This is a genomic window from Candidatus Margulisiibacteriota bacterium (genome assembly GCA_041658645.1).
GTDB lineage: Bacteria > Margulisbacteria > WOR-1 > O2-12-FULL-45-9 > XYB2-FULL-48-7 > JBAZZV01.
The window spans coordinates 162,155-184,248 of the sequence record JBAZZV010000002.1; the positions used below are offsets into that span (position 1 = coordinate 162,155).

Consider the following 22,094-nt stretch of genomic DNA (forward strand, 5'->3'; position numbering starts at 1 on the left):
GATCTCGTACGATTTATTCCTGGGCAATGAGTTCCGCACCGATTTCATGGCCGCTTCCAGGCTCAGGTTTGAGGCCGATAAAGCTGTTTGTAATTGCTCACAATATCCGGGATCAAACAACTCATTAACATTGGTGTGGATTGTAGCTATCCCGGACCGGCCAACCCCAATGGGCTTTGTTTTAAAGCGCAACATGACCTGGACCGCAATATCAACCCGCGGCAAATTGATTTTGTCCCTGTATAGATTATAGACCCTCGTCCCGCTTATCATAAGTCCTCCTCATCTCTTGGCTAATATGTTTCGAACATATTTCCTGGATATTTCAGTCGAACTTACCTGATCTTTGAAATTCTGGGCTGGTTTTGACGATATATTATGTAGAGAAACCTATGAGAGTCCCAAGTGTTGAATACAATCGAACCAGACAAATAATGCTTAGCGCAGGCCTCTCCAAAAGCATACCTTTCGAAGTAAGTATTTCGCGGAATGCCCCCATTCCTATTCAGCAGGCGGAAAGGATCATTGCAGCTGTGACCCAACGGCTGTCACGCTCTCCATTTAATTCATTTATCGGCGCAAAACCAATTAACATCAAATTTGTTACCAGCGAAGAAATGGATAAGCTTGGCTATACTGATCTTTTCCGTCGCGGGGCCAACAATAATTACTCCGCCCCCGAACTTGCCAATAAAATGTCGCCGAGCGGAGCCTACGATCCCCTGAAAGATACAGTTTTTGTTAACTGCAGATCGCTTGACCGGCCGAAAAAGTACCTGGAAGTTTTAACTCATGAATTTCTGCATGCTTACAGCACTGAAATAACTGAGATCGAGCCGGGGATCATTTCTTTAAGAAGTGGGTTAAGAACCAGCATCATTGACAAAGCAAACAAACGGGAATTAAGAAAAAGCGGAGAATATTTAAATGAGGGCCTTACGGAATATCTGCGTATCCTGGCCGGCGACGGGCCGACCTTCGGTGTCTACGTTCCGTTGGTTGAGGCGATCGGGATCGTGGCCCAACAGGTGGGGATCGATCTTTTAATGAAAGCATATTTCAAGGAAGGGCCAACACTATTAGAAAGAGCTTTTGACGGCATTCACGGTGCTAAAGCCTATTTGGAATTATCTTCACTGGCACATACGGTCGGGACCAGGAATAGCATTAGAGCCGAAGCTCGGAATGGCGAAGACCTAGCGGGTTTCGTTAGATACGGATTTGAATACTACATCATGAAAGAATGGAATACGCAAAGATAATTTACACAAAGATCGAACCCCGGCATCTTCAATCGCCAAACTTTCTGGGGAGAGGAGGCGGCGGGTCGGGATGGATGTCTAGCATCAGATTATAAATTAGCGAGCTGGTGGAGACTCGGCTAGAATGTATTTTCGAGAAGAAATTCAAACTATTGAAAAGCAAAAACACAGGCTCAACATCTACAAGGGCCTCATAACAAGCCCCCGCGCGCTATCTCGCTCCGATTCAAATACATCGATCATTTTATTAAAAAGACCATTAATATCCCGCTCTAATCTTCGTGTCTCCCAAAAACCTAATTTTGAGCATAGTGATTTTTTAGTTGTCGAATAATTATTTTTCTTACTGAATGTTTCGGTCGCCTGATCAAGATCAAGCTTTTCCGTTGGCACGGCCTTCAACCGATCGATCACTCCCAAGTAAAAAGCGAGAAAATGTTTTTCCAGCAGCCTACTTTCTGCCTGTGAATAAACAAAGGGAAGCCGTTCGCGGCGTTCCATCATCAGGGCTACCAGCAAGAGCAGTCGCGGGTCTCGCTTGAAACGAAGGTAATCAACCGGGGCCATCGATTTGGAAAATTGGCTTCCAGGGTCGTAAATAATGTGCGAGCCGATCGAATTGGTTCTAATTTCAACGTTATCGGGATATTCCGCCAAATAAGCTTGCGCCCTTTCAGCTTCTGCTTGTGCCTCCGCCAGATCCATTTTCCAATCCAGGTTCATGAGACTGAATGAAATAGTTGTTGCTGTGCCCTTGAATAATTCCAGAATATATTTCAATCTTTCTTCCTGTTTCATTGCCTGCCGCTTGTTTTTATATTTACCGATCCCTACCAGATGGTCGGAAGTAAAGCGTTCAATCCCCAGGCCGATAGTATTGCCGAACCTGGCGAATCTTTTCCAGGCCTCCGGATGCCTTTTTAACGAAGCGTCAAGTGAATCGACCCGTGACAGAAAGTAGTAACCATGAGGCATATAAGATAGGACCGACACAATTGCGGAAGCCCGGTCTGGATTCGCCGTAAAATTGGCTGAAGCAATTCCGATCCCCTTTACTCCTTTTTCTTTCAACTCACGAAGTTCTTGCCCGACCAGTTCTGGCGAACGATAATCTATACTTTTAGGGTCATTGCCGCAGTAGAAACAACTTCCCCAGCAGCCGCTTTCCCATTTGACCTGGGCGGTTTCAAATCCACCGACATTATAATCCCGGGTAAAATCAAGATCGTCCAATTTCTTTACCGGCAGTGGACTTAAAATATAGGCATTCTTCGTGCACAACATTCCAAAACCAAGCCTGTCACCAGAGTCTCGATAGGACATATCGCTAAGTGCTCTTGCAGCTAGTTCGAAATTAAAACCATTGCCTGCATAAGCTTCTATAAATGCTTCGCCTTCGTTGCTGACCAGTATTAGTTCAGGCCCGCTATCGGACAAACGTGAGAAATAAGGCCCGAATTGTTCTGCATAATAATCAGCATGATATTTAATATCCGTCCCGCCGATAACCGTGATCGGTCTTGGCTTTAACGATTTTATTAATTGCTGAGCATCGCTGATCGCATCCTTAGAAGAACCGATAAAGGAGAGGCCAAGTATTTCCGGCCTAAATTCAGCGATTTCGCGACGTGGATCCAACCCATTTTGAAATATTTTCGTCTGATTGCCATTTTTCTTGCAGATGTTAGCCATGGGGACAAGATGAACCGGGTCGCAAAAGCGACTGCCACCATTTGGTTCCTTATAGGGGTTCATATCAACGAAAGCGACTCGTGTCATGAATTATTATCCGAGGATCAGAGGAAATATTTCAGTTTTTCTTCAAGGCTTCCGAGGAGACTTTCATGGCCCGCCGCATCCCGTTTGACAATTCAGCTCAAAACCTGTTAAACTTTTCATTAAAGGACGGTGATTCCATTATGACGCCCGCAAAAGCAATGACTGAAGTGTTTGTTGCCGCCTTCAAGGCATTACCTCATTCCGAACAGGAGTCCTTTTTATCTAAATTAATTAAAGATAAACATTTTAGGGATGATCTCATTGATCTGGCAATTGCTGAAACCAGGAAGCATGAAAAAACCAGGCCTTTTCACAAGGTCATCGCAGAAATACACGCTGCAAGAAACTAGTGTTTAAGTACCACCTCGAAATAACATCCGGCGCTGAAAAAGAACTCAAAAAATACCCCTCCAAACTTCAGGACCGGATCATTAAGAAAATATTAAACCTGGAAGAAAACCCTCGGCCTTATGGGTTTAAGAAATTGTTCGGCTCAAATAATTTTCGCGTAAGAATGGGCGATTACAGGATCATTTATGCTATTGATGACGCAAGAAGAACAGCAAAGATCATTGACCTAGGGCATCGGAAAGATATTTATCGCTGAAACCAGGCTTTACTTCCCCCTAAGGCTTCCGAGGAAATCTTCATCGCGCAGAACTCACCGCACATGGAGCACGTGTCCTGCCCTGTGTTCCGTGCTCCGTGTTCCATTTTCCGTGCTCTTTTCTCATGGATCTTCTTGGCTTTCACCGGATCGATCGCTAACTGGATCTGTTTTCCCCAATTCAAACTTTTCCGCGCCTTGGACATCGCCCTATCCCACTCGATCGCTCCGGGTATCCCATTGGCTATATCGGCGCAGTGAGCGGCGATCCGGGAAGCGATCACCCCTTCTTTGACATCGGCCGGTTCCGGTAAACCGAGATGTTCGGTCGGAGTAACGTAACAAAGGAAATGAGCGCCGGAGACCGCCGCCAACGTCCCGCCAATCGCGGCGGTAATATGGTCATAACCGGGGGCGACATCGGTCGGCAGAGGACCGAGAACGTAGAAGGGCGCGCCAGAGCAATATTTCTTTTGCATTTTCATCTGGGCGACGATCTGGTTATAAGGAACATGTCCCGGCCCTTCGATGATCACCTGCACTCCGGCCCGCCAGGCCAGTTTAGTCAGTTGGCCGAGGATCTTGAGCTCTTTGATCTGGGCGGCATCACCGGCGTCAACGACCGAACCCGGACGCATCCCGTCACCCAGAGAAAGAGTGACATCGTACTGCGCGGCGATCTCGAGCAGGCGGTCATAGTGTTCATAAAACGGGTTTTCCTGGTCATTGTCAATTATCCACTTCATCAGCAACGCCCCGCCCCGGGAAACAACTTCCATCAAACGAGGATGTTTCTTCAACTCGGCAACCGAAGCCCGGGTCACCCCACAATGGACCGTCATAAAATCGACCCCTTCTTTGGCCTGGGCCTCCACGACCGAGAACATCCCATCGACGGTCATTTTCTTTTCGACCACCGCCTGGTAGATCGGCACCGTGCCGACCGGGACCGGACAAGCCGCCATGATCGCCTTTCTCGTCGCGTTGATATTCCCGCCGGTCGACAGGTCCATGATCGCGTCGGTCTTGGCCGCCAGGGCCGCTTTGAGCTTTTTGAGCTCTGTCTTTAAATGAGGATAATCGGCGGAGGTCCCGATATTGGCGTTAACCTTGGTCCGCAAACCTTGGCCGATCCCGGTCGGGCGGCAATTTTTGTGCCGTGGATTATAGGGAATAGAGAGTGTCCCTTGGGCTAAACCTTTGAGGATCTCCGCGGGGGAACAGCTTTCATCTTTAGCGACCGCTTTCATCTGCGGCGTGACCACCCCCTTCAGCGCGGCCTGGCGTTGGGTAGCCATTATTTCCTGAATTCGACCGGTTCTTCCGGAGGTCTCGCCTCTCGGGCCAATTTCATCGCTAGGACCACGGCTTCGGCAGCAGTGTTCGCCCGCCGGACCTCTTTGTCCATTTGGCCGTTATGGTGGATGAACTGCCAGGTGTTGAGCCCAACGACCGGTATCTTGTAACCAAGGGCAAAAGCGATCTCTGAAAGTGTCCCGTAAAAGCCTCCGACAGCTATCACCACGTGGCCCGTTTTAATGACCAGTTTATTCCTCGCATAACCGATCCCAGTGATGATCGGGTAATCTATGTAAGGATTGGCGTCTTCCCGGCGGCTGCCGGGTAAAATACCGATAGTCGTGCCGCCAGCCGACTTGGCCCCTTTGGCGGCCGACTCCATAACACCTTTTAATCCGCCGCAAACGAGCACCGCGCCGGCCCTGGCAATTTCGGCCCCCACCTCTTCGGCCAGTTTGGCGATCTCCGGGGACGCGTGGCTTTCGCCCACAACCGAGATAAAGATCTTCTTGTTGTTCATTCCCTGTTCCTCGGGAAAGATTATAACATATTCCCGATATGTTAAGATATCAGCTAATATGGAAAATTTGTCCGAGCTGGCCCTGCCGGAGCTCACCGCCGCGACCGGGCTTAAGCCGGCGGCGGCCAAGAAACTTTTCCGCTCTTTCCACCAAGGCTTCGCCGCTACTTCGCCGCTGGCCGTTGACCGGGAAGAAAAGTCCGGCGGCGTGATTAAAACCCGCTTCCGCCTGACGGACGGAGCGCGCATCGAATCGGTCTTCATGGACTGGGGAAAAGATAAAAAGTTTGTCTGCGTCTCCGCCCAGGCCGGCTGTCCGATCGGCTGTCGTTTTTGCGCGACCGGCCAGATGGGCTTCAAGCGAAATCTAACGGTTGGCGAGATCATCACCCAGGTCTACTACTTTGCCAAAACCGAGAAAGTAACCAACCTGGTCTTTATGGGGATGGGTGAACCGTTCCTCAATTATGACCGGGTGATGAATGCGGTCAAGCTGTTAAACAGCGAGCTCGGCCAAAATATCGCCGCCCGCAAGATGGTCGTTTCAACCATCGGGATCGTCCCCGGGATCAGGCAGTTCGCGGCCGAACTGCAAACTTTAAAATTAGCCTGGTCGCTCGCCGCCCCAAATGACCAGCTGCGCCACGAACTGATCCCCTATCCCGGCTTGCCGTCAATTGACGAAACAATTGCCGCGATCAAAGATTATCAAAAAATCACCAAGCAGAGAATAACGATCGAATATGTCCTGCTCAAAGGGATAAATGACGGCGCAAACGACCTGAATGAACTATATCGAATTTCGCAAACGCTCGACAGCCACATCAACCTGATCCAGTATAATCCTTCGCCGGGGCTACCCTTGGCGGCCGGGGACGTCGAGCTCGCCCGCGCCCGCCTGAAGGGTCTGCGGGCCAACGTCACTATCCGCCGGAGCCTGGGCAGGGAAATATCAGCCGCCTGTGGCCAGCTTGCCACTGTTATGATAAAATAAACCATATGAGCCAGACGATCTCTCAAAAAATCCTCGCCAAGCACGCCGGCAAGAAAACCGTTCAACCCGGCGAATTGATCAATTGCAAAGTCGACCTGGTCCTCGGCAACGACATTACCGCCCCGACGGCGATCAAGGAATTCGAAAAGATCGGCGTCAGCAAAGTATTCGACAAAAAAAAGATCTATCTGGTCCCGGACCATTTCACTCCGGCGAAAGATATCAAATCAGCCGAGCAGGTCAAGATGATGCGCAAGTTCGCCCACAAATACGGCATCGTCAATTTCTTTGAGATCGGCTGTATGGGGATCGAGCATGCCCTTCTCCCCGAAATGGGCGCGATCAGACCCGGCGACCTGATCATCGGCGCCGATTCCCACACCTGCACTTATGGCGCGTTAGGAGCCTTCTCGACCGGCGTCGGCTCAACCGATATGGCGGCCGCCATGGCTACCGGCGAGGTCTGGTTCAAAGTGCCGGAGCAATTAAAGTTTATCTATCGCGGCAAATTGAACAAGTGGGTCGAAGCCAAAGACCTGATCCTCTACACTATCGGCCAGATCGGGGTCGACGGCGCGCGCTATATGTCGATGGAGTTCACCGGCCCGGTCATTAAAGCTCTCTCGGTTGAGGGCCGCCTGACTATGGCTAACATGGCGATCGAAGCCGGCGGGAAAAATGGTATATTTGAGGTTGATGGAAAAACAATAGAATATCTAAAAAGTCATGGAGGTCTAAAGATCTCCGCTACATCAAAAAAAGTAGCGGCGACCTTTAGGTCGCCATACAAATCCGACCCGGACGCTGAATACAAACAAGTTTATGAGTGGGACATTTCCAAGATCGAACCGCAAGTCTCCTTCCCTCATCTACCGTCAAACACCAAGCCAGTCAGCAAATGCGGCCACGTTAAGATCGACCAGTCAGTCATCGGCTCCTGCACCAACGGCCGGATCGAAGATATGCGGGTCGCGGCTAAAGTCCTCAAAGGGAAAAAAGTCCACCCCAATGTCCGCCTGATCATCCTCCCAGCCACGCAAAAGATCGAGCTCCAGATGATCAAGGAAGGCTTGACGGAACTATTCATCAAAGCCGGCGCCGCGGTCTCGACCCCGACCTGTGGCCCCTGCCTCGGCGGGCATATGGGCATTCTGGCTGAAGGCGAAAGATCGATCGCGACTACTAATAGAAATTTTGTCGGGCGAATGGGCCATCCGAAATCAGAAGTTTATCTTTCTAACGTGGCGGTGGCGGCGGCCAGCGCGGTCTTAGGCTTTATCGGCAGTCCCGAAAACCTCTAATTGCTTCACGAGGTTGATCTCCGGATTTTTCATCCGCTGAAAGGCATACGCGATCTGTTTGTCCAATCCGCTAATGAATTTATCGTAAGCTATTCGATCTGAACTGCCGGCAAATCCCGCAATATTATCGATCAGGTAATTGGTTAATCCGATGACCATTTCCCTCTGGTATAAATAGGAAAAAGCATCCCGCCCCTCCTGGCTGATCGGCAAACCTTTGGCTATAGCCAATTGCCCGACCTTGACCCGGCCGATAAGTTGGGCCAGCGGCCAGTGCAGAAGCTGTCCAGGCAGAGGTTGTCCCAATTCGGCCAAAGGATGCAAAAAGATAGTCGTCTGAAATTTGGTTTTGAGATACTCCGGCGCGCTGGCGAGAAAAGTTTTAATTTCCTCCGAAGCACAGCCAGCCATGGAAAGCTCGAAACCGGCGGCCCAGCCCTCTTTTGCCAAGAACGGCAGGAAAACCAACGACGAACAATAACGATTAAAATCCTGCTCGAACTTTTCGCCCGCCACGGAAAAAGGGGCGCAGACCGCTTCGGGGACCAGTGAGTTATAGGTCAGCACGGCCGAATTATGGTATCTCATTAATAAGTGGATGTCGTTCATATCCGGCCGGCAGGCGAAGTCGTCCTGTGTTTTAATCGCCTTTGGGTCGCGAATAACCTGTGAAAGCGTTACCGGTTGACCCTGCGGATGCAATTGATAAGGCCCGATCCTGGGACCCAGGCTACCGGCCCGTATTGGTTTTAATAGCGCGTCTGCCACACAGTTTCATCGGCCGCAGACAAGAAGAATTTCAATTGAATATTAAATATGCAGATTATCGAGGTCGTTGATGATATCCCGGCAGCTAATTACTCCCGCCGGTTTGCCTGCCCGCCATGAGCACCGGGAAGATGATTTGTTGATTCTTCCACAAAGATTCTTTCACTTCATTCATGGTCAGTTGCAAAAACATTATTTCCGCCCCTTTTATTTGACCCGTCGCACCTTCGATTAAATGATTAGTAAAGTTAAGACGTTGCAGCTGGTCTTTAAAAGGCTCCGTTTCGCAAATTGAGGGGTCTCTTTCCATCAGATTCAACATTAGTTTTTGGGTCATATCGACTTGATACATCCACGCCGCGCAATTTCTGGCCACTTGGCCGAAATGAGCCGTGGTGAAACCGAGCTCCTCGACCTGCCGATTGATCTTCAGCCGTCCCAGCAACCAACTTAAATCCCAGTAAAGCTCATCTCCAGGAATGGGAAGATCCGGGGAATCAAAACAATTGAGGAGAATAGTGTGGTTAGGGTCACGGATCTCCGCTTGGCTGGCAAAATCATTTATTTGGCTTTGATCGCAATTCAGCATTAAAGGCTCAAAGCCCGGCAACCGGAATTCCTGTCCCTCCCCGGTTATAATGATTGACCTAAGAAAAACGACTGCCGCCGCAAATTTTTTCAAGTCGTCTAAATACTCGTCTCCCGCCACTTTAAAAGGCGCGGTTACGGTCGCCGGCAGCGCCACGCCTTCAACGATGACCCCGACAGCGCGTTGAACGATCAGGGCTTGAATTCCTTCCATCGGCGGCCGAACATCGATCGCTTCGCGGAGAACTTTCGGCCGACCGGGAGCCACTTGAGCCAACTCGACTCGGCCGTTCTGCGCCGGATACAAATGGAGATTGCCTAAACGAGCGGGCAGACTGCCGGCCGAACAAGGCCTGAAAAATACTTTAACATCAGAACTCAAATTGATACCCCCAACGATCAAAGTACGGAAGAACCTATTTAGTTGTCGGGGGATAAGCCGGAGAATTTCAGCCTTTTAGGCGGATTTAAGAAGTTAGCTCGGGTCGAAGCCTGAATCGACCAGGGCATCGGTCAAATCAAGATTTAGTTCCCAGCAATTCTGATAACGGCGGGCGGGATCGCGGTCTATCATCTTACCGATGATCGGTCGTAGTTTTTCCGGCAGTTTGGCCAGATCGGGAATCATCGTGCCGTTGGCAACGCCCTTCATTATCTCTATTGGATTTGGACTAAAATTCGGGTCTTGCGGATTGACGCCGGTCAGCAGCTCAAAAGCCGTGATACCCAAAGAATAGATATCCGAGCGATGATCGATCGCCTCGCCCTCTTTCAATCCCGCTTGTTCAGGGGAAAAATAAGCCGGCGTCCCGGCAATCGGATTGGTCAGTTTTTTTATTTGGATCTCCAGGGTTGTCGCCAGGCCGTAGTCAAATAAAGACGAGCCAAGATAACGGTTAGTCTTCGGATCGAGATTGATCAGGATATTTTCCGGTTTTATATCGCGATGGATTATTCCTTGGGCGTGCACCTGCCCTAATTGCCGGGCAACATCGCGCAAAGCCCTGATCACAATCTCTTCCGGGATATGTCCCCTAAAATCCCGGTGCAATAAATGATTGGCTTTTTTACCCGGAATAAAATCCATCAACATTATTGCCGCCCGGCCGTCATCACTAAGCTCTAAGCCATAAATCTGCGGGAAACCCGATAGCGAACTAAGTCTTCGTCCGACCGCGCCTTCTTCCAAAAGAGAGAGCGGATACGTCTTAGTATATTTGGCGGCTAACGCTCTCCCCTTATAGGGGAACTTGTAAACATCGGCCATACCGCCCCGGCCGATCATATTATCAAGAATATGAATCTTGTCGCCAATCCTGATGATCACCTTGGATGAGCTGGCGGAGAGCGGCAAAATATTGATCGGGAAATCGGGCCGACTCTGGACCAGCGGCCTGATGACCGGTGCTATACCAGGTTGCGCGGTTTTCTTTGGCACTGGCCGGCTAACGCTGGGCCTCGTGGCTCTGGAGCGTAGATCGACTGGGTTAACTCTTAAAGTAGTACTCATTGATACTTGCCTCGTATATTTATCGGCAAAAAATGACTAAAATTTCACTTTCAAGGAGCTTTCGAAAGTGCTAAAATATGGGTATTATGAAAGGCCAGGCCTGGAAATTCGGCAACAATATCGATACCGACCTGATCATCCCGGCCCGGTATCTCAATACCTCCGACCCGGCGGAGCTGGCGCAATACGCCATGATGGATGCCGACTCGGAATGGGTCGATAAGATGAGCAAAGGCGATTTTATCGTCGCCGGTGATAATTTCGGCTGCGGCTCATCGCGCGAACACGCCCCGATCGCTCTTAAAGCAGTTGGGGTCTCGGCGATCATCGCCAAATCTTTCGCCCGGATCTTTTATCGTAACTCGATCAACATCGGACTGCCCATCCTGGAGGCGCCGCAAGCGGCCGAAGAGATCAAAGAAGGCGACGAGATAGAAGTCGATCTGAACAACGGCGTGATAAGGGATTTAACCTCCGGAAAATCATACAAAGCGCAGCCGTTCCCGGAATTCATGCAAAAAATAATCACAGCGGGCGGGCTGATAAATTACATTATAAACAAGATCAAAACTTTGAAACTGCGATCGTAATATTATCTTTCTTTGGAGTGGCATCATAAAGCCCTCCGGCAATATCTTCCGGGGACTCATCTCTTAGTCCAGCAACAACACTTTTGAATTTTTCAAGGGGGAGATAATTTAAACCGTCGCTGGACAGCACCAAGATATCGCCCTTTACCGGCTTAAAAGAACAAGTAAAAGGTTTTTTAAAAGGCAAGATTCCAAGATGATTTGAAACGGCGTTTTTAAATAAAAACAACTCGGAAAATCGATAATAACTTTCCGCACGTTTTCCGGGCATGGGGAATTTCGGCGGAACGCCACTTTTCATCACCTGCCAGAAAATATCCCCCTCCTTAACGGCCTGGCTGCCGTATCCCATTTGCAATTCGCGGGAAAAAATCAGCTCCATGCCTCTGCATAACGAATTTTTTACTGTCCCCTTCTCAACAAACTCCTCTTTTTCAAGAGCATTATAAATGACTAATCCGTTCGCTTCACCAAACTTTATTTGGAAATCTTCTTTTGAAACCTCTTTTCCTTCTGCACATCCGACAACGTAACTCAAAGCCGCCAGCAATCCGCCGTCGTCAGGAGTCAGGATATAAAATATACCGTTGCTTCTAAAAAGATAGCCGCGCGCATCCCCAACGCTGGCGACAGATAAGATCGGAGGCTTCCATAACGCCGCCACTGCTGTTGCTCCAGGAAACTCTTTCACTTCAGAAGATCTGTTTGTTTTAAATTCCTTATCCAACCTCTGCAGAACAAAGTCATCATCGAAACATAAGGCGTCGTTTGCAATTTCAAGCGCTTTAGAAAGCGGAAAGTCCGGCAAAGGAAACATCCCCGGATCTTGAAAAACCCTGCCGATCATTTCAACTGCGATTTTCGCGGCTTTTTCTCCACTCAAATGGCCGCCTAACCCATCCGCAACAACAGTCAGCTCTTCATCCTCTATAGCGGAAAAAAGCAGCGCATCCTGGTTATTATTAGGTCTGCCGGCCGCGTAGCATAATCCGGCAGAATTATCGATCCCGATCCTATGGCCGTAAAGTTCGCCTTCATTGCCGCCTGAAATACATAAAGTGTTTTTCCCAGGACGAAAGGACTCGTCATAAGTCAGCCACCACAGCCGGCTGGCCTCTTCTCTGATTTCTTCCGGCAAACGACTATCCCTAGCCAAGGGGCCCAAAACTCGTTCACGAATTGCAGTCAATTCCCTTCTGCCGGCCCTGGGAATGACGACTGTTCTAAAATATTCAATTGCAGCAGGAGCAATACTGCTTGAAGAGGTCCTCGGTGTTTTCACATATAATTATCGGAGGAAGAATGAAATAATTTCAATTTTAGAGATTATATATTTGAGACTACAGAATCTCCAACTTCAGTTGTTCCCATCCCCATCTTGCCGGCCGCCATCGACGGCATCTTGGCCACCGTCTTGATGATGGCGCCTTCGACGTCGGCGGCCGCTTTTTCTTCGCCGAGCTCGGCCAGCAGCAGCTGCATGGCGCCGATCGCCGCCAAGGGGTTGATCACATTTTTACCGGTATATTTGGGAGCGGAGCCGCCGATCGGCTCAAACATGGAAACGCCTTCGGGGTTGATGTTGCCGCCCGCCGCTATCCCCATGCCGCCCTGGATCATCGCTCCCAAGTCAGTAATGATGTCACCGAACATGTTGTCGGTAACAATAACGTCAAACCATTCCGGGTTCTTGACGAACCACATGCAGGTCGCGTCAACATGGGCGTATTCGCGCTTGATATCGGGAAAGTCCTTGGCGCCAATCTCATGGAAAGCCCGCTCCCAGAGATCCCAGGCGTAGGTCAAAACGTTGGTCTTGCCGACCAGGGTCAGCTGTTTGCGCTTGTTCCGTTTCCTCGTGTATTCAAAAGCGTAGCGGAGACAGCGCTCCACCCCTTTGCGGGTGTTAACCGAGACCTGGGTCGCGACCTCGTCCGGCGTCCCTTTTCTCAAATAGCCGCCAGTGCCAACGTATAGCCCTTCGGTATTTTCCCTGACCACCACAAAGTCGATCTCCGCCGGCCCCTTATCCTTGATCGGCGTGTAAACATTGGGATAAAGCACGACCGGGCGCAGGTTGATGTATTGATCGAGCGCAAACCGGAGCCGCAATAAAACACCATGTTCCAGGATCCCCGGCTTGACGCCGGGATCGCCGACCGCGCCGAGATAAATGGCGTCATATGTCTTTAACTCTTCTATATCCTGGTCGTCAACGAGTTTACCGGTCTTTAAATATCGTTGACCGGAAAAATCGAATTCCTTGAGCTGATATTGAAATTTATGTTTTTGGGCGGCCGCTTTGAGGACTTTTAACCCCTCGGCCACGACTTCGGGGCCTGTTCCGTCCCCGCCGATGACCGCAATTTTATGGCTCATTTTTTTCTCCTTCTCATCGCTACCTTTAAAATATTAGCAAAAAAAATGAAATTAATCAAGGAAAAAGACGATAAAAAAATCGTATGATCCCTATGTATGGTCACAATGGAAACCGGCCGATCCTTTGGCCGCGGCGGACACCGGCGATCGGTCTCCGGCATCACAATCCGCGACAGCTGTCGCGCACGCCCAAAATCGACCTGCTCAAACGGCTTGACACGATCCGCCAGTTGGAGGCCGGAGGAGGGATTGTAATGGAAAAGGTCTTGTCGCTGGAAATACTGATGCATAATTTCGAGAATGACCGGTCACTGGACTGCCTGGGTTCATTGATCCGCGCGGTATCTTTTGACCGCTATGCCAGGGCGCTCCTGATCGATCAAATCGAAGATCTAAAAAACAAGATCCGCGCTCATCCGGAAAAACTGCTTGATCTTAAAACGCTTGAGAGGCTCAATGGCGAAGTGCAAAGGGATTATATCGCTTCCCTGGGCGACGGAATAAAATTTCCAGGCTATAAAGTTCTGGCCGGGAGAGGCTACTTCCCCAATCAGATTTCAAAACATCTCAGGTTGATTATTCGCCTTCTCGCCAATTGCTTGGGCGGCTGTGAAATCAAAACAGTCCCGCTGACGGTTTTGTTGGACCACGGTTCTCATTTTTCCTCATCCGAGAAACGGCCTCCGCTGGCAACGATCAAGAACCTGATCGCCAGAAGCCCCCGGGCGCTGGGTGAAGAGGAAGAGATCTTGCTGGACGACAGATATCTACGCCTGTTTCGCGAGGCAGTCGAAAAAGCCGGGCAGATTATCCCGAAGCGCATCCTCACTTATGAAGCTTTGAAAACGATCAATGTTCAGGTCCTGGCGGAGTTCCGCCGGCAAGCCCTTAAAGATCAAAATCAAGCTTGATCGCTTTTATCACTTTTGGCGCGAGTTCCTTTTCCAGGTCGTAAATCTTAAACCTTAAGGCTTTAAAAGCTTTGCCATACGACGGCTTTAATAATTTGGAAAACTCTTCCAGGCACCTGACCGCTTCTTCCGCCCGCTTGATATTCGCTTTAAATATATTCTCCAGCCCGGCCCGGTTTTGTTCGTTTTTAGTATAGGGTTCGCGGCCGACATCGCCTTCGGAATCACGGCTGGCCAGTTCGTGTTTAATGACTTTTGATAACCGGCCGCGCAGCTGTTTCACTGCCAGGGTCAGCTTGGCGTCTTCAAGAATGAACCGGCAAATCTCTTCCACTACTCGCAGCCCTTCGGTTGCCCGATTAAGATTGGCGTCGATAATTCTCGTGATCCGTGATTCGTGGTTCGTGGTTCGTGACAGATTAGAAGGCATAGCGCACCCACTGCAGCGGATCGACCCTCAAGTTATGGACCGACATCGCCCAGTGAAGATGAGGACCCGAAGAATAGCCGGTATTCCCTGACAGCGCGATCACATCTCCCTTGGTAACTGCTTGACCGACCGGCGCCAAAAACTTGGACAGGTGCAGATATATGGTATGTATCCCCTGCCCGTGGTCAACTACCATTGTCCCGCCGTAGACGGTCAACTTCTTAGCAAACACGACAGTGCCGTCGTTAGCCGCAGAAACCTTCGTCCCGATCGGCGCCGCCAGATCTAGCCCCCGATGCTGGCCGGACCTTTTGCCATTAACTTTTTCGATCGTGCCAAAGTACATGGAAACAGGCGCCTTGACCGGCAGGATGAACGCCTGCCGCCAGTCCTGTTCGTCCGCCTCAAGCACCAGTTTTTTCTCGACCAGCGCCCACTCGTCGACGACCGCCGGGGTAGCCATCAATTTTCTTTTCTCTGGTTTGAGCCAGAAGGAAACTCGCGGGAATTTATAAGGCAGAACTTTGACCTGCCTTCCAATTTCGCTGGTTTGTCCCTTATCATCCGTCAGTTTAATTGCCAGCGGGTATGGGCCGGTTTTTTGAGCGACAGGAACGCCGATGATCGCCCGGTAATCGTCTCCGTTCTTGAAAAACTTGATATTTTTGCCCAGGAATTCGGCCGAGGCGTCCGTAATTCCTTCCGGTGAAACTAACCTGACCTCAAAGCACTTGCCCGGTTTGGCCAGGTTTAAATCAATCTTTAGCTGTGGATTTGCGAAACTAAAGTCAGGAAGCAGAAAAAGAGTTAGCAGAGCTATATATAATGCAGGTCTTTTCACAACTTAATTATAACATAACTATCATTACCACCCTCACTCGCTGTCACAAAAGGTGAGGGTGAAGGCAACGAGGCCCGTATCGGTGATGGTAATGGTGACGGCCGTTAACGTAAACGAACCACGATACGGGTCTCGTGACCGTCACCGTTATCCCAACAAAAAAGCCCCGCCTAAGGCAGGGCTTTTGTTGTTTTGAGAACCAGATAGGAGTCCGCCTACGCTCTTGCGAGCGCCGACGGATAAGATGCGAGCCGTAAATCCTCCAAAGTCCACTAGGACGAGGGAGGAACCGACCTAAGAGTAATGATCAACTTAATGACCAGTTAACTCCTTAGAAAGGAGGTGATCCAGCCACACCTTCCGGTACGGCTACCTTGTTACGACTTCACCCCAGTCACCAGCTCCACCCTAGGACCCCGAAAGGCACTTTAGGTGTTTCTGGCTTCCATGGTGTGACGGGCGGTGTGTACAAGGCCCGAGAACGTATTCACCGCAGCACGCTGATCTGCGGTTACTAGCGATTCCAGCTTCATGAAGGCAAATTGCAGCCTTCAATCCGAACTGAGCGATGCTTTTTGAGATTAGCTTATCCTCGCGGAATTGCATCCCTTTGTACATCGCATTGTAGCACGTGTGTAGCCCTGGGCATAAGGGCCATGATGACTTGACCTCATCCCCACCTTCCTCCCACTTATCGCAGGCAGTTTCGCCAGAGTGACCAACTTAATGATGTCAACTGGCAATGGGGGTTGCGTTCGTTGTGGGACTTAACCCAACATCTCACGACACGAACTGACGACAGCCATGCAGCACCTGTGCTGGCTTCCACCTTTCGGAGGATCGCTAACCTTTCGGCTCGCTACCACCAGCATGTCAAACCCAGGTAAGGTTGTTCGCGTAGCATCGAATTAAACCACATGCTCCACCGCTTGTGCGGGCCCCCGTCAATTCTTTTGAGTTTTAATCTTGCGATCGTAATTCCCAGGCGGTTCACTTAACGCGTTAGCTTCGGCACTAAAGGGGTCGATACCTTTAACACCCAGTGAACATTGTTTAGGGCCAGGACTACCGGGGTATCTAATCCCGTTTGCTCCCCTGGCTTTCGCGCCTCAGCGTCAGAAATGGCCCAGAAAACCGCCTTCGCCACTGGTGTTCCTTTCGATATCTACGCATTTCACCGCTACACCGAAAGTTCCGTTTTCCTCTACCACTCTCTAGCTCATCAGTATCGGATGCGGCCACAGGTTAAGCCTGTGGATTTAACATCCGACTTAATAAGCCGCCTACGCGCCCTTTACGCCCAATGATTCCGGACAACGCTTGGCCCCTACGTATTACCGCGGCTGCTGGCACGTAGTTAGCCGGGCCTTCCTCTGCGGGTACTGTCAATATCATCCCCGCTGACAGTGGTTTACATTCCGAAAAACTTCATCCCACACGCGGCGTCGCTCCGTCAGGCTTTCGCCCATTGCGGAAAATTCCTCACTGCTGCCTCCCGTAGGAGTAGGGACCGTGTCTCAGTTCCCTTGTGACTGGTCGTCCTCTCAGACCAGCTACCCGTCATAGCCTTGGTGGGCCGTTACCCCGCCAACTAGCTGATAGGACGCAAGCCCGTCTCCAAGCCCATTACTGGTTTTATCAAGCAAAACATGCGTTTCGCTTGACACATCTGGTATTAGCCCGCCTTTCGGCGGGTTATCCCAGTCTTGAGGGTAGGTTGCTTACGTGTTACTCACCCGTTTGCCGCTGATGTATTGCTACATCCGCTCGACTTGCATGTGTTAGGCACGCCGCCAGCGTTCGTCCTGAGCCAAGATCAAACTCTCAGTAAGTTTGAAAATGCTCTAAATCAATCAATAATCTATCAAAATGAATCAAAAAAGGACTCGCATCTATTCTCCCTCAACAACTCTTGCGAGCTGAAAAGGGGCTCCATATCTGATTGTCAAAGAACAAACCCGTTTCGGGTTAAACTCGAATGATCAAACTGAACAATGACGAAATAAATTTCAACGGCCAATCACCAATTGGAACATTGAAGAATTGAGGCTTATTTCGTCATTCGAGTTTGGTTATTCGAATTTGGGGTGAAAGGAGGTCAACCAAAAGTACAATCCCGTTGCGGGAGCCGAAGATCAAACCCAACCCTCCTTTCTTCCGGCGTGGTGTTAAGTATACAGGAGCGCCCGCCGGCTTGTCAAGGCTCATTTTACCGGCTTGAATAAAAACAGATTAAATCCCCCCTTGACAAACTCCCAACCTGGTATACACTTGTATACTCGAAGCTTAAGGGAGGTCAATTATGTTAAACCAGAAACAGCAGGAGATCTTCAATTACGTCCGGCAATACATTGACGACCGGGGCTTTCCGCCGTCGATCCGCGAGGTTTGCAAAGCCGCCGGATTTTCTTCCCCCCGCGCCGGGCAAAAATATCTCGAGGCGCTGGAGCAACAGGGTTACATTCAGCGGGAGAACAAACCGCGCGGGATAAAACTCCTGGCCGGGGCCACCATCAAAGGTGTCGCCCTACCCTTCTTTGGATATATCGCCGCAGGGGCGCCGATCGAGGTCTGTGAGCAGACAGAAGAGGTCGAGGTGCCGGCAACGCTGGTCGGTCGGCGTCCCTGTTATGTTCTCCAAGTCAAGGGGAACAGCATGATCGAGGACCATATCTTGAGCGGAGATCTGATCGTGGTCGAGCGCTGCGAGACGGCCGATGACGGCGACGTCGTCGTCGCCCTGGTCAACCGCTCCGCGGCGACGCTGAAACGGTTATACAGGGAAAAGGATCGGGTCCGCCTGGAGCCGGCCAACTCGTCCATGAAGCCTATATATGTAAAGGATGTCGCTATTCAAGGCAAAGTCAGGGGATTATTCCGCAAGTTCTGATGTTTAACCTCAAACATCCAACTTCAAACATCCAAACAAATGGCAATAAATAAATCACAAATACTAAATATTTTGTTATTTCCGAATTGGAACTTGCCCTTTGTTTTGAAGTTTGAGGTTTGAAGTTGGAAGTTGATTACGGTGGACACTGAACAGAAACTAGAAGTTCTGGGCGCGGCTGCAAAATACGACATTTGCGCTTCGACCTCGATCAAGTCGTCCCGCCCGACCGGGCGCGACACCATCGGCTCGCATGCCCCGGCCGGCATCTGCCACAGCTATACCCCCGACGGCCGCTGCGTTTCGCTGTTAAAAGTCCTGATGACCAACTCGTGCCGGAACGACTGCCAGTATTGCGTCAACCGGGTCAGCAACGATTTTGAGCGTTCCAGCTTTGAGCCGGAAGAGCTGGCCAAGCTCTTCATCGAACTTTACCGCCGGAATTATCTCGAAGGGATATTCTTAAGCTCCGGGGTCCAAAAGAGTTCTAATTACACTATGGAGCGGATGATCCGGGTCGCCGAGATCCTCCGCTATAACTATAAGTATCGTGGTTATATCCATCTCAAAGCCCTACCCCACTCCTCACCCGACCTGATCGAACGGGGAGCCCAGCTGGCCGACCGGATGTCGGTCAATCTGGAAAGCCCGAATCCGGACCGCCTGAAATTGATCGCCGCGGAAAAGAATTTCATGCTCGATCTGATCGCCCCGATCGATGCCATCCAGAAACAGATCCAGAAGGGCTTATTAAAAGCCGGACAAACGACCCAGTTCGTCGTCGGCGCAGCGGGGGAGACCGACCTGGAACTCCTGAAAACTACGAATTGGCTTTACAAAAAGAAGGGGCTTAAACGCGCCTACTTCAGCGCCTTCGTCCCTCCCGACGAACAACGAACCACGATCCACGAACCACGAGTCCCCCTGCTTCGCGAACACCGCCTCTACCAAGCCGATTGGCTAATGCGTTTCTACGAGTTTAAACTGGAAGATCTCGTGCTGCAGCAGGATGCGAACCTAAGCCTCGACCTCGACCCCAAAATGGTCGCCGCGCTCAAGCACCGGGAACGGTTCCCGCTGGAGATCAATACCGCTGGCTTCAAACAATTGTTGACGATACCCGGGGTCGGCCCGACGGCAGCCAAACGGATCTGGCGGGTCCGGCAGGAACACCGTTTCACCGACCTGAATGAGCTGAGAAACGTCGGCGTGGTCGTCAAGCGGGCCAAGCCGTTCATCCTGATCAACGGCAAAAAACAAGGGAGCTTTAGCAGCATTATGCCAGTCAAGCAATTGGAGCTTTTTACGTGAAAAATAGCCCTGCCCTCATCCGTCTCGCTGAGGATTCTCACCTTCTCCCAGTGGGAGAAGGTGATACGCTCTGGGCACCTAGCGAGTTACCCTCTCCCCCTGGGAGAGGGTGCGTGGATTTAGCGCTGACGGGTGAGGGCTGGAAAAACCTCAAAGGTGATCCGGCAGCAGCGGAGATATTCCGGCGAGAGGTTTCTTTGGCCCTCCTCCACCGCGATCCGGCCAAATACGCAGTCATCGACCGGGCGATCGAACAAGCCAAGGAAAAAGGGATCAGCTATGTCCTTTGCAAAGTCTCGACGGAAGCTAGGAAGTTCATGAAGCTGGCCCGGGCGGTCGGAGCGGAAAAGTACCGGGCGACCGCTTTTATCCGCCTCCAACCAATTGACCAGCATCGCGTCCTCTACGGTGAATTCCAGATCGAACACCAGACCGCCGAACTGATCATGCTCCACTTCATGAAACGGTTCCCTAAGTTCAACGTCATGATCGTCTTTAATAGCGAGGTATTCATTGGGAGAAATAAAGAAATATTCCGGCAGGCTCTGGGCGACAGAAAGATAGATCTGCCAAAGGCCCCGGACGAGTTCGAGCGCTACTGGCTCGCTTTTTACCGCTCGCAATATATTCCGGAACGGAGAAATATCAAGTATTTAAAACGGATGATACCCAAGAAGTACTGGAAATGGGTTACGGAGCTGAAGGAATTTGGTTTGTAGTACCACAAACTTCCTGACGCCGCTCAGCAACCAGGATAAGCTAATGCCCCGATAACTAAGGTAATAACATTTGAACTTTTCTCTGATAGAACGCAAGCCGGAATATACAAAGTCAGCTCATTAGTTACTCCGCTTTGCATGATAGTGATGTCCATATTATTGTGTACACCAGTGATATATACTCTTTGTACGCCTCTTCCTTTTATAAGATCAATTGCCTTTGTTGCAGGGTCCAATATCCGGTTAAGATTTGCTAATTGGACCGGATTTAATTCAGAAGCAGACTCAATCGTAATCCCACTAAAACCTTTAATGCATAAAGCAATATCTTCAAAGGTTGGGTTTTCCGCGAAATCACGGTCCATTTCGTTTGAAACCAAGTATTCGGATTGACTCGTGCCGCATAAGCGGTAAAAAATAGGATTTCTCGGGTCACCAAAAGCGGCCATGAGCAATTTCTTTGACTCAAGGTCCCTAACCAGTTCTAGGCTTAATGCCCCATTGCTCGCAAAGTGATCGTTCAACTTTTGCAATAAGGCGGGGTCTCGATCAAGCGTCTGCAAAGCGTGCGGAGTAATTAAATGGAACCGGCCAAAAACAGTTGGGTATTTTGAAACATTTTCTAACTGCCGTTCGCCAACTCCCGCCTTTATTAATTGGAACTGAATTCTAGGATGAAAACCAATTCTATGTATGGGCATAACAGACCTCCATGTAATATCATTTCCTACATCTGTTTATCTGCTATGATTTAAATAAATTTCACTCAATCTGCGGATGATCCCGATGAAATACTGGAAATGGGTAACGGAACTGCGGGAGGTTAAGATATCTTAAGGATCTTGTACTTGACCATTCCCCGGGGCGCTTCAACCGCTACCACTTCGCCAACTTTACTGCCGGCCAGAGCGCTCCCCAGCGGCGATTCGTTGGAGATCTTGTCCTCAAAAATATCCGCTTCCATTTCCGAGACAATCTTGTACTCAACTTCCTTGCCGGTCTCGAGGTCGCGGATCTTGACCTTCGAGCCCATGCCGACCCGGTCTTTCGGCTGGTTCTTGTTGTCAAATACGGTCGCGCTGCTTAGTTTCTCTTCCAGGTCGCGGATCTTAGCCTCGTTCAGCCCTTGCTCCTTCTTGGCTTCGTGGTACCCTGAATTTTCCTTAAGGTCGCCACCCTCCCGCGCCTCACCAACGGTCTTGGCCAGCTCTTTCCGCTTGACCCCTTTCAGGATGGCAAGTTTAGCTGTTAATTCCTCAAACGCTTCGGGGCTCAAATAATTCTCTGCCATGACTTTTCCTTTCGGGTAATATGGAGCCGAGCGGGATCGAACCGCTGGCCTCTAGAATGCAAATCTAGCGCTCTCCCAACTGAGCTACGGCCCCATTGGCCTTA

22 protein-coding genes, 1 tRNA gene and 1 rRNA gene are annotated in these 22,094 nt (G+C 50.3%); 10 read left to right on the plus strand and 14 right to left on the minus strand.

All coding sequences use genetic code 11. The annotated features are described in order from the left end of the window. Positions 1-434 precede the first annotated feature (434 nt). Positions 435-1,262 carry a hypothetical protein gene (locus tag WC903_02420; protein ID MFA5892805.1) on the plus strand — a complete coding sequence of 276 codons (828 nt, stop codon included), beginning with the start codon at positions 435-437 and terminating at the stop codon, positions 1,260-1,262. Between the two features lie 180 nt (positions 1,263-1,442). Here WC903_02420 and WC903_02425 read toward each other — a convergent pair whose 3' ends face one another. After that, positions 1,443-3,041 (minus strand): radical SAM protein, encoded by a 1,599-nt coding sequence (locus WC903_02425; GenBank protein MFA5892806.1) that lies wholly within the window; start codon positions 3,039-3,041, stop codon positions 1,443-1,445. Positions 3,042-3,106: 65 nt separating this feature from the next. On the opposite strand from WC903_02425, the gene WC903_02430 reads away from it, so the two are divergent. Continuing rightward, entirely contained in the window at positions 3,107-3,391 is a 285-nt protein-coding gene (locus WC903_02430; GenBank protein MFA5892807.1) for a hypothetical protein, read from the plus strand. Continuing rightward, positions 3,391-3,648, plus strand: a complete 258-nt coding sequence (locus WC903_02435) for a type II toxin-antitoxin system RelE/ParE family toxin (protein MFA5892808.1) — start codon at positions 3,391-3,393, stop codon at positions 3,646-3,648. Before WC903_02430 ends, WC903_02435 begins: the two co-directional genes overlap by 1 nt. On the opposite strand, the gene thiC is transcribed toward WC903_02435, so the two are convergent. After that, complete coding sequence (gene thiC / locus WC903_02440) at positions 3,639-4,946, minus strand: phosphomethylpyrimidine synthase ThiC (protein MFA5892809.1); 1,308 nt, start codon at positions 4,944-4,946, stop codon at positions 3,639-3,641. The genes WC903_02435 and thiC overlap by 10 nt on opposite strands. Then, entirely contained in the window at positions 4,946-5,467 is a 522-nt protein-coding gene (locus WC903_02445) for a TIGR00725 family protein (GenBank protein ID MFA5892810.1), read from the minus strand. Before WC903_02445 ends, thiC begins: the two co-directional genes overlap by 1 nt. 58 nt (positions 5,468-5,525) lie before the next feature. Between WC903_02445 and rlmN the strand changes: the two genes are divergently transcribed. Together rlmN and leuC are read left to right on the plus strand one after the other, a co-directional pair. After that, positions 5,526-6,461, plus strand: coding sequence for a 23S rRNA (adenine(2503)-C(2))-methyltransferase RlmN (rlmN, locus tag WC903_02450; GenBank protein MFA5892811.1), 936 nt, complete (start codon positions 5,526-5,528; stop codon positions 6,459-6,461). Positions 6,462-6,466: 5 nt separating this feature from the next. Then, positions 6,467-7,762, plus strand: a complete 1,296-nt coding sequence (gene leuC / locus WC903_02455) for a 3-isopropylmalate dehydratase large subunit (protein MFA5892812.1) — start codon at positions 6,467-6,469, stop codon at positions 7,760-7,762. On the opposite strand, the gene WC903_02460 is transcribed toward leuC, so the two are convergent. From WC903_02460 to WC903_02470, 3 genes are all read right to left on the minus strand, one after another. Further along, positions 7,730-8,350, minus strand: a complete 621-nt coding sequence (locus WC903_02460; GenBank protein ID MFA5892813.1) for a hypothetical protein — start codon at positions 8,348-8,350, stop codon at positions 7,730-7,732. The two genes, leuC and WC903_02460, sit on opposite strands and share 33 nt — an antisense overlap. A 265-nt stretch (positions 8,351-8,615) precedes the next feature. Then, a complete protein-coding gene (locus WC903_02465; protein ID MFA5892814.1) occupies positions 8,616-9,500 on the minus strand; it encodes a hypothetical protein in 885 nt (294 codons plus the stop codon). A 93-nt stretch (positions 9,501-9,593) separates the two neighbouring features. Then, positions 9,594-10,556, minus strand: coding sequence for a serine/threonine-protein kinase (locus WC903_02470; GenBank protein ID MFA5892815.1), 963 nt, complete (start codon positions 10,554-10,556; stop codon positions 9,594-9,596). Between the two features lie 158 nt (positions 10,557-10,714). Here WC903_02470 and leuD point away from each other — a divergent pair, with 158 nt between their 5' ends. Then, the gene (leuD, locus tag WC903_02475) at positions 10,715-11,218 is read left to right on the plus strand and encodes a 3-isopropylmalate dehydratase small subunit (protein ID MFA5892816.1); all 504 of its coding nucleotides are present in this window, start codon (positions 10,715-10,717) and stop codon (positions 11,216-11,218) included. Here leuD and WC903_02480 read toward each other — a convergent pair. After that, positions 11,193-12,356: a protein phosphatase 2C domain-containing protein gene (locus tag WC903_02480; protein ID MFA5892817.1), complete on the minus strand. Its 1,164-nt coding sequence runs from the start codon at positions 12,354-12,356 to the stop codon at positions 11,193-11,195. The genes leuD and WC903_02480 overlap by 26 nt on opposite strands. A 188-nt stretch (positions 12,357-12,544) precedes the next feature. Then, on the minus strand, positions 12,545-13,597 hold the full coding sequence (locus WC903_02485) for a 3-isopropylmalate dehydrogenase (protein MFA5892818.1): 1,053 nt from the start codon (positions 13,595-13,597) through the stop codon (positions 12,545-12,547). Between the two features lie 83 nt (positions 13,598-13,680). Here WC903_02485 and WC903_02490 point away from each other — a divergent pair, with 83 nt between their 5' ends. Continuing rightward, positions 13,681-14,508, plus strand: coding sequence for a hypothetical protein (locus tag WC903_02490; protein MFA5892819.1), 828 nt, complete (start codon positions 13,681-13,683; stop codon positions 14,506-14,508). Here the strand turns inward: WC903_02490 and WC903_02495 are convergent. The 3 genes from WC903_02495 to WC903_02505 form a co-directional block, all read right to left on the minus strand. Continuing rightward, positions 14,486-14,938: a thiamine-phosphate pyrophosphorylase gene (locus WC903_02495; GenBank protein MFA5892820.1), complete on the minus strand. Its 453-nt coding sequence runs from the start codon at positions 14,936-14,938 to the stop codon at positions 14,486-14,488. The two genes, WC903_02490 and WC903_02495, sit on opposite strands and share 23 nt — an antisense overlap. Then, positions 14,928-15,779, minus strand: a complete 852-nt coding sequence (locus WC903_02500) for a M23 family metallopeptidase (GenBank protein ID MFA5892821.1) — start codon at positions 15,777-15,779, stop codon at positions 14,928-14,930. The genes WC903_02495 and WC903_02500 overlap by 11 nt, the downstream gene beginning before the upstream one ends. A gap of 335 nt (positions 15,780-16,114) precedes the next feature. After that, positions 16,115-17,611, minus strand: a 16S ribosomal RNA gene (locus tag WC903_02505). A 470-nt stretch (positions 17,612-18,081) separates the two neighbouring features. On the opposite strand from WC903_02505, the gene lexA reads away from it, so the two are divergent. The 3 genes from lexA to WC903_02520 all read left to right on the plus strand — a co-directional run bounded on the left by lexA (position 18,082) and on the right by WC903_02520 (position 20,699). Then, positions 18,082-18,669 carry a transcriptional repressor LexA gene (lexA, locus tag WC903_02510; protein ID MFA5892822.1) on the plus strand — a complete coding sequence of 196 codons (588 nt, stop codon included), beginning with the start codon at positions 18,082-18,084 and terminating at the stop codon, positions 18,667-18,669. Between the two features lie 141 nt (positions 18,670-18,810). After that, positions 18,811-19,980 carry a putative DNA modification/repair radical SAM protein gene (locus WC903_02515; GenBank protein ID MFA5892823.1) on the plus strand — a complete coding sequence of 390 codons (1,170 nt, stop codon included), beginning with the start codon at positions 18,811-18,813 and terminating at the stop codon, positions 19,978-19,980. 113 nt (positions 19,981-20,093) lie between these two features. Continuing rightward, entirely contained in the window at positions 20,094-20,699 is a 606-nt protein-coding gene (locus WC903_02520) for a DUF4130 domain-containing protein (GenBank protein MFA5892824.1), read from the plus strand. Positions 20,700-20,722: 23 nt separating this feature from the next. On the opposite strand, the gene WC903_02525 is transcribed toward WC903_02520, so the two are convergent. The 3 genes from WC903_02525 to WC903_02535 form a co-directional block, all read right to left on the minus strand. Next, on the minus strand, positions 20,723-21,400 hold the full coding sequence (locus tag WC903_02525; GenBank protein ID MFA5892825.1) for a hypothetical protein: 678 nt from the start codon (positions 21,398-21,400) through the stop codon (positions 20,723-20,725). Between the two features lie 122 nt (positions 21,401-21,522). Further along, on the minus strand, positions 21,523-21,990 hold the full coding sequence (gene greA, locus WC903_02530) for a transcription elongation factor GreA (protein MFA5892826.1): 468 nt from the start codon (positions 21,988-21,990) through the stop codon (positions 21,523-21,525). A 21-nt stretch (positions 21,991-22,011) separates the two neighbouring features. Next, a tRNA-Ala gene (locus WC903_02535) sits at positions 22,012-22,084 on the minus strand. Positions 22,085-22,094 lie beyond the last annotated feature (10 nt).

Coding starts and splice junctions, on each gene's coding strand:
- WC903_02420 (MFA5892805.1), top strand. CDS start 435: ATGCTTAGCGCAGGCCTCTCCAAAAGCATACCTTTCGAAGTAAGTATT.
- WC903_02425 (MFA5892806.1), bottom strand. CDS start 3,041: ATGACACGAGTCGCTTTCGTTGATATGAACCCCTATAAGGAACCAAAT.
- WC903_02430 (MFA5892807.1), top strand. CDS start 3,107: ATGGCCCGCCGCATCCCGTTTGACAATTCAGCTCAAAACCTGTTAAAC.
- thiC (MFA5892809.1), bottom strand. CDS start 4,946: ATGGCTACCCAACGCCAGGCCGCGCTGAAGGGGGTGGTCACGCCGCAG.
- WC903_02445 (MFA5892810.1), bottom strand. CDS start 5,467: ATGAACAACAAGAAGATCTTTATCTCGGTTGTGGGCGAAAGCCACGCG.
- rlmN (MFA5892811.1), top strand. CDS start 5,526: ATGGAAAATTTGTCCGAGCTGGCCCTGCCGGAGCTCACCGCCGCGACC.
- leuC (MFA5892812.1), top strand. CDS start 6,467: ATGAGCCAGACGATCTCTCAAAAAATCCTCGCCAAGCACGCCGGCAAG.
- WC903_02460 (MFA5892813.1), bottom strand. CDS start 8,350: ATGAGATACCATAATTCGGCCGTGCTGACCTATAACTCACTGGTCCCC.
- leuD (MFA5892816.1), top strand. CDS start 10,715: ATGAAAGGCCAGGCCTGGAAATTCGGCAACAATATCGATACCGACCTG.
- WC903_02485 (MFA5892818.1), bottom strand. CDS start 13,597: ATGAGCCATAAAATTGCGGTCATCGGCGGGGACGGAACAGGCCCCGAA.
- WC903_02490 (MFA5892819.1), top strand. CDS start 13,681: ATGATCCCTATGTATGGTCACAATGGAAACCGGCCGATCCTTTGGCCG.
- WC903_02495 (MFA5892820.1), bottom strand. CDS start 14,938: ATGCCTTCTAATCTGTCACGAACCACGAACCACGAATCACGGATCACG.
- lexA (MFA5892822.1), top strand. CDS start 18,082: ATGTTAAACCAGAAACAGCAGGAGATCTTCAATTACGTCCGGCAATAC.
- WC903_02525 (MFA5892825.1), bottom strand. CDS start 21,400: ATGCCCATACATAGAATTGGTTTTCATCCTAGAATTCAGTTCCAATTA.
- greA (MFA5892826.1), bottom strand. CDS start 21,990: ATGGCAGAGAATTATTTGAGCCCCGAAGCGTTTGAGGAATTAACAGCT.